Origin of the sequence: Anabaena sp. 4-3 (assembly GCF_001597745.1) — a bacterium.
Lineage (GTDB): Bacteria > Cyanobacteriota > Cyanobacteriia > Cyanobacteriales > Nostocaceae > Trichormus.
The window spans coordinates 102,728-114,982 of the sequence record NZ_LUHJ01000042.1; the positions used below are offsets into that span (position 1 = coordinate 102,728).

Sequence of the window (12,255 nt, forward strand, 5' to 3'; positions counted from 1 at the left end):
AATATACCAATCACATATCAATGTTTAATCCTCTAGAGTTATCTACAGGATTTTTATTTTGTTTTTTGTAGTTTTGAGCTTGCGTGAAATTAGGTAAAGTTAATGAGAAAGCTAATCAGAAGATTGTTTGGATTTACTAGCGATGAAAGTTTTATGCACGCGATTGAAAATATTGAAGTGATAGTTTCCAAAATTCTATCTATTTTTATGGTGGTAGTCATTTTGGTGGCAATTGTGGATTTAGGTACTTTTATAGTTAAAGAAATCTTAACTCCACCCTACGGTGTAATTAACACAACACTGTTTAAAGTTTTTGGGTTATTTTTAAATGTATTAATTGCTCTAGAAATATTAGAAAATATTACAGCTTATTTAAAAAAACACGTCTTTCAAGTAGAATTAGTAATTGTTACCTCATTAATTGCTGTAGCCAGAAAAATCATTATTTTGGATTTAGAAAAAGTCCAAGGAATTGATATCATTGGTTTAGGAACTGCTATTTTAGCTCTATCTATTAGTTATTTAATCATTCGTTATAGTAATAAAGATAGACGTTAAAGTTGGGTAAATCTAGATGCTAATTTAATTTAGTGTAGACGTTGCACTGCAACGTTTATATATCAACGAATTTCAGTTAAAGGTTATAAACTGAGAACAGTTCGTAAGTAAGTAGGCTTAATTAATTGTTAGATAGTGGAACAGGATTCTAGCCTGTTGACGGGCGGCCCATCCCACATTTTATATTTAATTGCAACCAGCTACTTAGTCAGGACTTGAGTCCTTAGAACATCAGGACTAAAGTCCTGACTACAAACCAGCATAGCTCATCGATAATTTTGACAATCTGAATTATGACAACTTTTTTTGAATTTGAAGCGGATTTTGTGGATTCTCTGCGTTGCATCCCGATGCAGGTACGTTATAACCTCGACACCTGCGGGATTAAACTAAAATTATCAGATTGGAATCAGATGACTCAAGCTGAACGTGAAACTTTAGTCAGCTTACCTTGTACAACAGCAGCAGAAATTCAAGCTTACCAAGAATATCTCCAGCAATTAATTATAGAACGCACCGGTACACCTGCGGCAACATTACCAATAGACCCGAAACCCGCATGGTTAGACTCTGACAATGTGCCAGTCACACTGCAAGAGAAAGCCCAAGAAATCGGTATTACTATCACTTTATCACAGTGGCAAAATTTAACGCCTTTGCAGCGTTTTGCGTTGCTTAAACTGAGTCGTCCCGGACACGAAAACAAAAATTTTCCGCGTGCGATCGCAGAGTTTAATTTAGTCATTAGTCATTAGTCAATAGTCATTAGTCATTGCTTATTAGTTAGAGTCCATAAAAATTTCTGATATGTAAAAATTAGCAAATTAAATAGGTATAACCCATCCTGGTCGAATAATATCTCCTTAAAATGATGATGAATTAAAGACAGGTACTTAACAAATTTACCCAGGATATAACTATATGGCTGCTAAGAAAATTTTAATGCTGGTTGGTGACTATGTAGAAGACTACGAGGTGATGGTTCCCTTCCAAGCTTTGCAAATGGTAGGACATACCGTTGACGCAGTTTGTCCAGACAAGCAAGCTGGTGACAAAGTGCGGACAGCAGTTCATGACTTTGAGGGAGATCAGACTTATAGTGAAAAACCCGGCCACAATTTTAGCCTTAACGCCACCTTTGCTGACATCAAAGCCGAAAACTACGATGCTTTAGTTATCCCTGGTGGACGCGCACCCGAATATATCCGCTTAAATCAAAAAGTTTTAGAAATTACCCGTCATTTTGCTGAACATCATAAACCTATCGCTGCGATTTGCCACGGTTTGCAGTTATTAGCGGCGGCGGATGTACTGCGGGGTAAAAACTGTACTGCTTACCCAGCTTGTGGCCCCGATGTACGGAGTGCTGGCGGTAACTACGTACAAATTCCCGTAGATGAAGCGATAGTTGATGGTAATTTAGTCACAGCACCAGCTTGGCCAGCGCATCCCCGTTGGTTAGCAGAATTTCTCAAGGTGCTAGGAACTAAAGTTGAGCATCCAGAAGTCGCTAAAGTTTAATCTGTTCGTAGTAAGGACTTCAGTCCTTACTACAAACCTGAAATTATTTACGCCGACCTACTTGATCAAAATAATTAATGAAGCCTGATTTTATCCTTTCTTCTGCCTTATATTGAAGTTTGGTACATAAAACTGTAAATTTGTTCATATCTGTACATATTATTTGACACTCCTCGTCCTAAAGTCCGAGGATTCTTGGTTCAGTCAATATCTATAAGACAGATAATCTAATTTAGATATTTGATGAACAAGGTACAAAAGATACTTTTTGTTGCCCAAATCATTGTGAGAATTGGGTGAAATAATTGGTTGCAAGAATTTTCAGTTTTGAGACAGCTAATATTGAATTGTTTCCCAGAGAGTAAAGCTATAGTGTACTTAGCAATGCTGCTGTTGGTGTGGCTGAGGATCAGTCCTAATGCCAAGGTATTTTATGGATTAGTTTGGAAAGACACTCTAACTCGATGACAGGCAAACACGCAAGACATAATGCTTTTCTGCGGCTAGTGTCTGGTAATGGAGGAGCATTTGGATCAGAATCTTGCTACTCGCTTACCAGTAAAGAGGTAGTAATTGGACGTGACCCCAGTTGCCAAGTTGTTTTGGATGCGATGATGTATAGGATGGTATCCCGTCGTCATGCTGTGGTGCGTCCCGTTGCTTCATCTGTAGATAATACAGTTAGCTGGGTACTGTGTGATTTAAATAGTGCTAATGGTACTTATTTAAATGGACAACGTTTGTATGGGTGTCAAGAACTGCACGCCGGCGATCGCATTGCTTTAGGCACTGACGGGCCACAATTTTTGTTTGAATATGCGATCGCGGCTCAACCTACAGTGATTACAAACCAAGTGGCACCCCTACCATCAGCGAAAAATTCTACTCCACAAAAGCCGGATTCCGTCAGCTTTACCCAACTGTTTCCGATTATTTCTACAGGTAAAGATTTAACCCGTAAAGCTTATCTTGTACCGGGAATTCTCACAGTTATATTTGTCGTGTTGATGTTTGCTACTGTCGGACAGCCGCAAGCTAATCAAGTCATAGTAGCCACTTACATCGCACTGGCAGCTTACTATTTTGTCTATCAACTGTGTGGTAAACCCAAACCTTGGTGGATACTCACCGGATCAGCTTTTTGTACCATCGTAATTTTACTCAGTCCCCTATTAAACTTATTTATCTTTATTTTTCGTGATCTTCTCCCCGGTAATGTCCCTCCGATAGATCAGCCTGTCAGCAGCCTCACAGAATTGTTTGTCAGGTACTTTTTTGGCGCGGGCTTGATGGAGGAATTACTCAAAGCTTTGCCGATACTGGGAACATATCTCATCGCTTTAGGTTTACCTTCTCCTTGGCGTGAACGTGTAGGAGTTTGGGAACCTTTAGACGGGATTCTCCTGGGAACGGCTTCTGCTGTTGGCTTTACTTTGGTGGAAACTTTGGGTCAATATGTCCCGGCGGTATCTCTCCAGGCGGGTTCGGAGGTGGGTTTACAAGTTCTCATTGCCCGGATTTTAGGCTTACCAGCCGGACACATGGCTTATAGTGGTTATTTGGGGTATTTTATCGGATTAGCTGCCCTCAAACCCCGTCATGCTAAACAAATCCTTGCCGTTGGCTATCTCAGTGCGGCAGCACTTCACGCTTTATGGAATACTGCCGGACACAGTAATAATCTACTCTTAGTTGTCGTCGGTGTCTTATCTTATGCTTTTTTGATGGCAGCAATTCTCAAAGCTAGGGCTTTATCTCCCACGCGAGCGCAAAATTTTGCAACTCGTTTTCTTGGGCCTAAGTAAAGGTGACGGCTATTTACCTCTGAAGGTAGATAGCTTGTATTTTCAAATCAAATTATGCTTATTTAAACTGGGATAGCTATATCTAAAAAATGACCAAAAAATTGGCAAAACTGCAACCCAAGCTTCACCTGAGTAGGACATAATCCTGGAGATGGAGAATTTAGGATGAAGAGTTTTGATGAATCGCCTGTTTTAGCAGTCTCAAACAATCATCCTCACACCAATTGTGATTCCTGGTAATTTAAGTTATATCAAAGCCAAGCTGAGAAGATCAACAGAAAATATGAATCAGGCTTGTGTCTCTAATTCGTTAATTTCTTGGAGAGCATGGTAAGCGATCGCCATGCTCAATTTAGCTTGCTCGATTTCTGATAAAGCTGTCCAATCTTGATTTTCCAGATTGCTGATTACCGATGTTAAACTTTGCGGTTCACTGCTACGCATGGCATAGGCATAAGGACGAGCCAAGATTAATAAATCCTCTGCTGTCCATGAGGGTAGTACAGCCTGTACACATTCCACCAATTGTTCACCCATTGATTGTGGAGATGCCAACATTTGAGTTGCTTTGGTAGCGATAGCATTGAGCCAGTTTTGCGGTACGCCAGCAGCCACAACGTTAGTTAAATTTTTTTGCAGTCTGTCTACCAATGAGGCATTTGTATTACAATTGTAATATGAAGAATAACTAACCTGTGACCAGAGAGTATCTAGTTGGTGATAAAAAGCTGGTGATCTGCTAGTGATTTCCTCATCTAGCACATCTTGCAAAGCAAATTGCCGTTCTAATTCCTCAAAATATGCTTCTGATTGATTATCGGCTGGATTCCAAGGATAGGTAGCATCTTCTGCTTCTAATAAAGCTGATAATAATTCTAATTCCACTTGAGATGCTACAGCATAGTAAGCGTCTGAACTGTTAATCTGATGAGTCATGGATTGCTTCCTAGTGGATTAATTTAGGGACATTGACAGCTACACTTGTCAAATGCAAATTTCCGCAAAAAAGAAGTTTTTGATCAAAATTATTGCTGCCAATTTGACATAAGTTTTACTCAGGTTTGAGAGTCTTCGATAATAAACTCCCAAGTTTCACTTCTAGAACTACCAAACTTGAGTTGCATTCCCGATTTTAACGGGACTTCCTCTCGAAGTATTTGTTGCCAACCATTAGCACCTAAACACCAAGTTGTACCATAAGTAGAAAAATCTTGTAAATAATAAGTTCTGAGATTAGTAGTACCAGTAAAGGTGTTGCGACAGAGAATTTCGGCGTGTCGCTTAGAAACATAGGGTTCAGGGAGGACAATATCATTGTCTTTGGTGCGGCCAATGCGGGTGACACCGTTTCGTAACAACCAAGTACGACCACCGGGGGAAAGCGATCGCAAACAAGCAACTGGTGCGGGAGAATTCAAGAAAGGCATAGCAGTTTCTGGGATTTCTGTGACACCTTCCTCAACATCTTTAATCAGTTCACCTTCAAAATCTGGATGTAAATAGAGAACTGGTAAAGTCCAAGCCGGTTGATTGTATTTATATAGTGTTAACAGTTCTTGCCTAGCTTCTGCCACTGCTTCATCAATTGATTTGCGCGATCGCAAAGCTTTAGCAAATACTTGGATAAAACTGTGACTTTCATGGTCAGCAATTTCATCACGCATGCCCAAAACTGCCGGCACACCATGACGAATTAAAACTTCTGCCAAGCTACTAGCGGGGATAGCTTGATGATTAATCGCGGCTGGTTGCGCTCCCCAACAAGCATTAAAAACTGCTAATTTAACAGCACTCCGATTTAATACTTGGGCTAATTCTATACCATTGAGATTCATTCCTGGGCGTAAAACCAGTAATCCGCCATCGGGTGCTGGTAGACCATGACCAGCATAGAAAAACACGTTATAGACTTTAGTTTCTAACTCTTGAATTAACTCTTGGGGAGTTGGTTGTAGGAGTGTTTTGACACTACAAGGAGCATACCTTTGACCATAGCTACCTACCTGACCACCATTTAACAAGGTTTGTTCGAGGATAGCGGCTTCTTTTTGCAGTTGCAGGTTTTGATCGTAGCCCAAAACCAGGAGAATTTTCAGGGCTTGGTCGGTGTGTAAATCTGGAAGTGGTTCTACTTCGCTGGTGGTGCGGCTAAACAGTAAATCTGGCGACAGGGACATGGCGGGTTGACCGGGTTCCCGTTGCATAATTTCCCAAGGTAGGGCGATTAAATCTGGATCACGGATTTCTAAGCGAAAGCGTAGCCGTGTATTTTGACCCATTGCCATACCACGACTGCGTTCGAGACTACCGAGAATTGGCCCTTCAAATACCCAACGCCAGAGATTAATCCCTAAGTATTGCATTAATCGACTGCCGTAACCAGTAGCCTGACCAGAGGGGGGTGAGACTAAATTCATCGGGGCTTGGTTGACTGAGCGTTGGCTTGAGCCGGTGGAAATATTTATACCACTATGACCAGCAAACATTTGCTGCCATTCTTGCCAAACTTGAGTGAGTTCCACCGGCCATACACAGTCACGCAAAACATAGCCACTGGGATAGGGAGCCTTAACCACCCAAATGGCGAAACTATTATTGCCAGTATTGATGAGACGGGCGATCGCCAGGTTCAGGGATGGCATGGGTTGATGACACTAACGAGTGAACACAGATCATTTCCACCAATAATTTTCCTATAGGAAAACTTTGAGTTGATAAATTTCAGTGTGGTTGTTATCTGTATTATTTCAGGTTTTCACAAGTTTATCGAGTATTTGTTGATGGTGTGTTTGGTGCTGGGGATGGGCTGTCTACTGAAGAACTGTTACAGGGAGTATCAGCATCACCGGGCAATACATCTACTTGCCAGTTTGCCAATTCCGAAGATTTGATTAAAACTGGTTTTTCTAAGATTTTCTGTGGTTGTGTGGGATTGGCACACACATCCAAAGATACCTGATCATCCCCGGAATCAACTGCGCTATTAGTTGTTTTCTCCACCACTTCTAAAAATGTGTCTGGTGGTAGTTTTACCTGATTTGGCAAAGTAATTTCATTTTTGGTTTTAATCACCGCACCAACGGCAAGGTTAGCAAGCGATCGCTCTTGTTGGGCTGTGCTGCTAGTTGCTGGTACAGTCGGAGTTGCAACCGGGTTAGTCGCTGGGTTTCTCCACCGCATTACCCCATATCCCAGTAATCCAGACGCAACCACTAAGAACAAAGGTACGATGACAGTTAACGGCAACTTCGTCATGTTGCTGGTGAAGTTGGCGGGAATGACTTTTGTTTTTTGGTCGGGGTTGCCTTCTTGTAATATTTGTTGTGTGGCGTTTGCTGCTGGGGTTGCAGTTCTGATGGCGGTGCTATCTGGAATTACGACTTGAATGGCTGACTCTGGTTCCACATATCTCACTTGATAATGCACTAACGCAATGGTCACATTATCATGTCCGTTTTTGGTATTAGCAATTTCCACCAGTTGCTCGGCAACGTTGACTAATTGACTTTTCTCCGTGAGAATTGGTAAAATTTCTGTATCCCAATAATCTTCTACACGGTCAAAATCACTTAAACCATCTGTGGTGAGGAGAAATACAGCATCTTCGTCACAGATAAATCTTTGGGCTGTAGGATGCAATGAACTGCTGGGACTCATTCCTAAAGCTTGCACCAGAGAACCCGAACCACTTTGTTGCACCGCTTCACGATAAACGGCATAACCCAATCTCACTTCCCGTGAGGCTACATCGTCATCCAGGGTAACTTGATAACAACCGTGATGGGTAATCCAGTAAGCGCGACTGTCGCCTACATGGGTAATATAGATTTCGTGGGCAATCGGCAACGCCATGACTAGGGTTGTACCCATGCGTTTGCGCCCGTGACGATTTTCGCTATCGTTACGCTGACTGATTTTGTCATTGACGCTGGCTACAGCCATTTCTAAATCTGCTAGCAGCAGTGAAGGTTCTATATGATCAGAGGGTACTTTGGTTAGTTGCTGTACCTGCTGCTGAATAGTTTCAATGGCTAAGTTGGAGGCGACATTTCCCCCCTCATGTCCACCTATGCCATCACAAACTATCGCTAAAACTGTGGGTTGCGGTGGTTTGCTCAAGATGGTATCACTAGGCGGATAACAGGCATCTTCGTTACGTTCCCGCCTGGGGCCGGTGTCAGTTTTTGTAATAATTTGAATGGTAGGTGTTTGAAATTTGGCTAACTCTGCCAACCCTCGGTCTAAAAATGCTATTAATAGTTCTGGAGAGTTGATTTCACCTTCAATCAATAAATTACTAATTTGGTCAACAAATGGCGCGATCGCTGGTTTGGCATAGCGGCGTAGTTGCTGCCAAAATTCTCCTAATTTTGGTAACTCTGGTGCTGAGTGCGAGTCACAACTCAATTCTAATAACCTGACTAATGGCCCTTCTACCCGCAATAACTCCGGCTCCAGTAAGCTAGAGACAACGCCTTCGCTTTTTAAAGGTTGCCAAAGATGAGCAATTTGCCATAACCAATTGAGTTGGCGCATGGAATTGGCATTGCTCCAAGCCTCGGTTAAGCTGCTATAAAGATATACTTCTTGGGCTAAACTGTCTGTGAATAGGGGCGGTTTTTCTAATAGCAAAATTTCCCGGCGGATGCGTCCTTCTTGTATAGGTAAAACTCCATACACCTGCGGGATGTGTAAGCGATAGGGAATCAGTCTCAGATAAGGTTTGATGGGTTGGATGTTGTCTATTTCTGGGGCTTGGGGTAATAACCCAGGTTTTGTATCGAAGACAACGGATTGATTGATGATCAAATAGCGATCGGCTAATATTTCTCCAGGGCTGCCTACGCCTAAACCATCTCCTACCACCCATAAATAACGTTTAGGTAAGGGTGTGGAGCATCGCTGGCAAAACTTGTGCGTCAGGGGGTTTGCCGCCTGACAAAGTTCATTAGGGCAGTAGAGCGTTGCCGCATCATTTGTCATAGTGTTCGCACCGATCAGCGATTGGCATTTTTTTAACAGCACTGGTAGCGGCAATTTTAACCGCTTATTTTCCTGAAATTTTCAGTATCTCAGGTGTAATGATGATTTTAGCTGGCAGATACCAGAACATACTTATTACCTAATTTACAGTCTTATACAAATAACATACTCCTTTGTCAAACTTCCAGCCTGATCATAGCTTCTCTGCGGCTGTGACTTTCTATTATTCCAGCAACTAACTTCCACCCTGTCACCCTCTTTGTTGCCTTTGCTGTTACTATGTCACTACTGCCTGAGTCCGCCATTGAGAAAAACAGATATTTTTCTAGTTTATAATTTGCTGCTCTGCTCAGAACTTTAATTAAGAATTAAGATAGCTCAACCAACTTTTTCTCACTTCAGAATCCTCATGTCAGGCTGCCTAATACGCATCTGGTATGATGAAATTAATTAAACAAGTTTTCTCAAGGTCAGTAATCTTTCACTTCACCACAATATTCTCCAGCCAAAGAAAATTCATGTAAATTTTTGCTAAATTTGCTGATTGTGATCGTATTATTGCGATTTTTTGAGAAATTTTTTGTATCAAAATCTACTATTAATTGGAGGCGATGATGAGGTCTTTGGGAATCAGTAAACCAAATCAATCATGATATCCATGAACAGGTGGGGATTGACGCATCAGCAACAGCGCGAAGAAACTAGAGGCTTGACTAGCCCCTAGCCCCACCTCTTGTGGGTGACAGTTCTGGTTGCGCTGATCTTGGCTGAAGAATTCTTTGAGATCAGGCAATTGTGGAAAGTCAGGGACTGCTATTCGACTGCCACTTGGGGCAGACCCATACTATAGTTAGTGACGCGTGCAGACAGATTGTAGCTGATTTCACCTGATTGCAGGAGCGATCGCAAATAATGTTCTAAATCAGAGCCAATCCGGCGTAAGTTGTAGTCTGTGAGGTCTGCACCACTGGAGGCTTCGACCAGTTCATCAAACTGGCGATAAACCTTTTGTAAAGCATCTTCATTCCAGTTAAATTCGTTATCTGGATCAACATCCAGCGTTAAAACTTGATTACTGGGAACCAGTTCGCCTTCCTGGTCGATTTCTGCTGCAAAAATGCGAATATGCCGGGTTGTAGACTTAAGCAGCATCGAGTTTTCCATAGCAGGATGTGAGATTTGGGTTGATTATACTGAAATCATTTTAACTGAATCACCAGTAAAGATGAATTGGCCTGGCAAAGCCAGCCAGAGCCTTCTAAACTTACAGGTAGATTCTGTATGTTTGTCATGAAAGTCTGACGGGAGGGAGTTCCCCAACCTCCCCTGTTTACCCTACTTTCTTCAGTAAGGGTAGAAACCATTCCTGACCTTCAGGTTAATTTAGCTTTGAGACTATGCTATTGTTGAAAACCAAGTTTTGATTTTTGATAAATTTGTTCATCAAAATTGCCACAATTTTATGATAAAAAAACGTACATCAAGTAAATTTACGTAATTAGCCACCAAATGAGTCTAGCTGTAATCAATGCCCACAAAAACAGCAGATTTGCTTACGTGTAATTACGATAATTTGAGTAAAAACTCAAACTATTATTGACGGAAAAATAAAGTTGATGTAAAAACCTTTAAAAAGTTTGAACAAGTTCTTACAGAAACTTTATTGTATCGAATCTCAAAAACTGAATAATAGTTATGGCTTGCCTGAATCTGATCTGGCAAAGGAAGATTACACTACAGCAAAGTAAAAGTCTATCTAAATCAACACAGGAGAGTGCAATGGAATATAAATGCTATCACGGGAAAAAACACTATTAATTCAAACAGAGTAAATTCAAAAAAAATATAAAGAATTTGTGCAAGGGATTAGCTCCTCACCCTCATGACCACCAAGTAAAGGAACCGTCAGAATTATGAACTCGAAAGCATTACCACGTCAGATAAATAATCTCGAAGTAGGTGTTTATGAGTGCGAAATAAATCTTAAATTTCGGTTAATTGAGGAAAAGAGTTTGCTAGGCGATCGCGAGCAACTGTTGCAAGTGCTACTAGATGCCCTGACAGAAGGTTCAGATGATTTCTTAGAAATGCTACAAGCATCTGTAAAAGCCCAGGAAATCACAGAATTTAAAGCCTCGCCCCAAATGCGCCGCCAACTGATGCGTTTACGTAATGCGGTTGATAATAATCAATAGCTAACAATCAAGCTGTAATCAGCAGTAAGCTTGTATAACCTTATGCTTACATACAAGCTGTTAACCTACTCAGAAATAAGCTAAATCAAGCATCTACAGTGGTCTTCACTCTTTTCACTACTTAACCTAAATGAGTGTCTACTAATGCAAATCTGCCTGGCTTTTAGGGTGTATCACAGTTTCTGCTCTTTCGTAGCCTACAGGTAATATCGTTAACCAGGGTTTTACTTTCATTTGCAGGTATTAATTTAGTCAGCATCACCGCCAATCAACCACAATCTGTAATACTTGCGACATCATTAATTGATGATCAATTCCTCCGATTTTTCAGCCATTGATTTGTTAATTACATTCATTTATGGGCAAGGTTGGACTCATATCTAACCATACTGCTGCCATAGGTATTTTTGCCGAAATCATAGAAAATAATGGGAACGTGAAAACCCCTGGCTCAAAGGCTAGGGGTTAACGGTGAGAGTGTCAATGAGCTAGACCATGTTCTAAGGCGAAACGAACTAACTCGGTACGACTATTAGTACCGGTTTTACTAAATAAACGACTGACATATTTTTCGACATTTCGCACACTGGTTTCTAAGCGACGGGCGATTTCTTTATTCATTAGCCCTTCGGCTACCAAGTTTAAAACACTTTGTTCTCTGGGGGTCAAATCGATTTTAAAAGGGGCTGGGGATTGAGAAATCGCATTTCTTTGGGTTAATAAAGCCTTAATTTGAGCAATTTGACTGGCTAATTCGGCAATATCAGGTGTTTCGCCGGCTTCAAGTGCAACTGAAGCCTTGGCGGTGCGCCTAGCCAATAAGTTTTCTACTATTGCCACTAACTCATCAGGATCGAAGGGCTTGGGGAGATAAGCATCAACACCAGCTTGATAACCTTGAATGCGATCGCTCGTCATGCCTTTAGCTGTCAAGAATACTACAGGTAGCGATTGAAAGCGGGGGTCATCTCGCAATTGTTTGAGAAACTGATAACCATCCACTTGGGGCATCATGATGTCAGAAATTACTAGGTCGGGTGTATTGTGTTGCATTAAATCCCAACCTTCACGGGCGTTACTGGCAACTTGAACAACAAAGCCGCTTTCTTGCAAATAGTCTTTGACGGCTTCACGTAATCCGGGTTCATCATCTACCAGTAACAGTTGTGCTGACATTGAACATTTCCTTATGG

General features: G+C 41.4%; 10 protein-coding genes. 5 read left to right on the forward strand and 5 right to left on the reverse strand.

Going from position 1 to position 12,255, the window contains the following annotated elements; translation table 11 throughout:
* Positions 1-102: 102 nt before the first annotated feature.
* From A3775_RS11660 to A3775_RS11675, 4 genes are all read left to right on the forward strand, one after another.
* The gene (locus tag A3775_RS11660; protein ID WP_066379917.1) at positions 103-558 is read left to right on the forward strand and encodes a phosphate-starvation-inducible PsiE family protein; all 456 of its coding nucleotides are present in this window, start codon (positions 103-105) and stop codon (positions 556-558) included.
* A gap of 293 nt (positions 559-851) precedes the next feature.
* Positions 852-1,313, forward strand: coding sequence for a nitrate reductase associated protein (locus A3775_RS11665; protein WP_066425028.1), 462 nt, complete (start codon positions 852-854; stop codon positions 1,311-1,313).
* Between the two features lie 166 nt (positions 1,314-1,479).
* Positions 1,480-2,079, forward strand: a complete 600-nt coding sequence (locus A3775_RS11670; RefSeq protein ID WP_066425031.1) for a DJ-1/PfpI family protein — start codon at positions 1,480-1,482, stop codon at positions 2,077-2,079.
* 464 nt (positions 2,080-2,543) lie between these two features.
* Positions 2,544-3,884: a PrsW family glutamic-type intramembrane protease gene (locus tag A3775_RS11675; RefSeq protein ID WP_066379912.1), complete on the forward strand. Its 1,341-nt coding sequence runs from the start codon at positions 2,544-2,546 to the stop codon at positions 3,882-3,884.
* Between the two features lie 288 nt (positions 3,885-4,172).
* Here the strand turns inward: A3775_RS11675 and A3775_RS11680 are convergent, their stop codons facing one another.
* From A3775_RS11680 to A3775_RS11695, 4 genes are all read right to left on the reverse strand, one after another.
* Complete coding sequence (locus A3775_RS11680) at positions 4,173-4,820, reverse strand: hypothetical protein (RefSeq protein WP_066379911.1); 648 nt, start codon at positions 4,818-4,820, stop codon at positions 4,173-4,175.
* Between the two features lie 119 nt (positions 4,821-4,939).
* Positions 4,940-6,526, reverse strand: a complete 1,587-nt coding sequence (locus tag A3775_RS11685; protein ID WP_066379909.1) for a CHAT domain-containing protein — start codon at positions 6,524-6,526, stop codon at positions 4,940-4,942.
* Between the two features lie 121 nt (positions 6,527-6,647).
* Positions 6,648-8,867 carry a protein phosphatase 2C domain-containing protein gene (locus A3775_RS11690; RefSeq protein ID WP_066379908.1) on the reverse strand — a complete coding sequence of 740 codons (2,220 nt, stop codon included), beginning with the start codon at positions 8,865-8,867 and terminating at the stop codon, positions 6,648-6,650.
* 813 nt (positions 8,868-9,680) lie between these two features.
* Complete coding sequence (locus A3775_RS11695) at positions 9,681-10,031, reverse strand: NAD(P)H-quinone oxidoreductase subunit M (RefSeq protein WP_066379907.1); 351 nt, start codon at positions 10,029-10,031, stop codon at positions 9,681-9,683.
* A gap of 749 nt (positions 10,032-10,780) precedes the next feature.
* On the opposite strand from A3775_RS11695, the gene A3775_RS11700 reads away from it, so the two are divergent.
* Positions 10,781-11,062, forward strand: a complete 282-nt coding sequence (locus A3775_RS11700) for an Npun_R1517 family heterocyst differentiation transcriptional regulator (RefSeq protein ID WP_066379898.1) — start codon at positions 10,781-10,783, stop codon at positions 11,060-11,062.
* Positions 11,063-11,542: 480 nt separating this feature from the next.
* Here the strand turns inward: A3775_RS11700 and A3775_RS11705 are convergent, their stop codons facing one another.
* The gene (locus A3775_RS11705; protein ID WP_066379893.1) at positions 11,543-12,238 is read right to left on the reverse strand and encodes a response regulator transcription factor; all 696 of its coding nucleotides are present in this window, start codon (positions 12,236-12,238) and stop codon (positions 11,543-11,545) included.
* Positions 12,239-12,255: the final 17 nt, after the last annotated feature.

Coding starts and splice junctions, on each gene's coding strand:
- A3775_RS11660 (WP_066379917.1), top strand. CDS start 103: ATGAGAAAGCTAATCAGAAGATTGTTTGGATTTACTAGCGATGAAAGT.
- A3775_RS11665 (WP_066425028.1), top strand. CDS start 852: ATGACAACTTTTTTTGAATTTGAAGCGGATTTTGTGGATTCTCTGCGT.
- A3775_RS11670 (WP_066425031.1), top strand. CDS start 1,480: ATGGCTGCTAAGAAAATTTTAATGCTGGTTGGTGACTATGTAGAAGAC.
- A3775_RS11675 (WP_066379912.1), top strand. CDS start 2,544: ATGACAGGCAAACACGCAAGACATAATGCTTTTCTGCGGCTAGTGTCT.
- A3775_RS11680 (WP_066379911.1), bottom strand. CDS start 4,820: ATGACTCATCAGATTAACAGTTCAGACGCTTACTATGCTGTAGCATCT.
- A3775_RS11685 (WP_066379909.1), bottom strand. CDS start 6,526: ATGCCATCCCTGAACCTGGCGATCGCCCGTCTCATCAATACTGGCAAT.
- A3775_RS11690 (WP_066379908.1), bottom strand. CDS start 8,867: ATGACAAATGATGCGGCAACGCTCTACTGCCCTAATGAACTTTGTCAG.
- A3775_RS11695 (WP_066379907.1), bottom strand. CDS start 10,031: ATGGAAAACTCGATGCTGCTTAAGTCTACAACCCGGCATATTCGCATT.
- A3775_RS11700 (WP_066379898.1), top strand. CDS start 10,781: ATGAACTCGAAAGCATTACCACGTCAGATAAATAATCTCGAAGTAGGT.
- A3775_RS11705 (WP_066379893.1), bottom strand. CDS start 12,238: ATGTCAGCACAACTGTTACTGGTAGATGATGAACCCGGATTACGTGAA.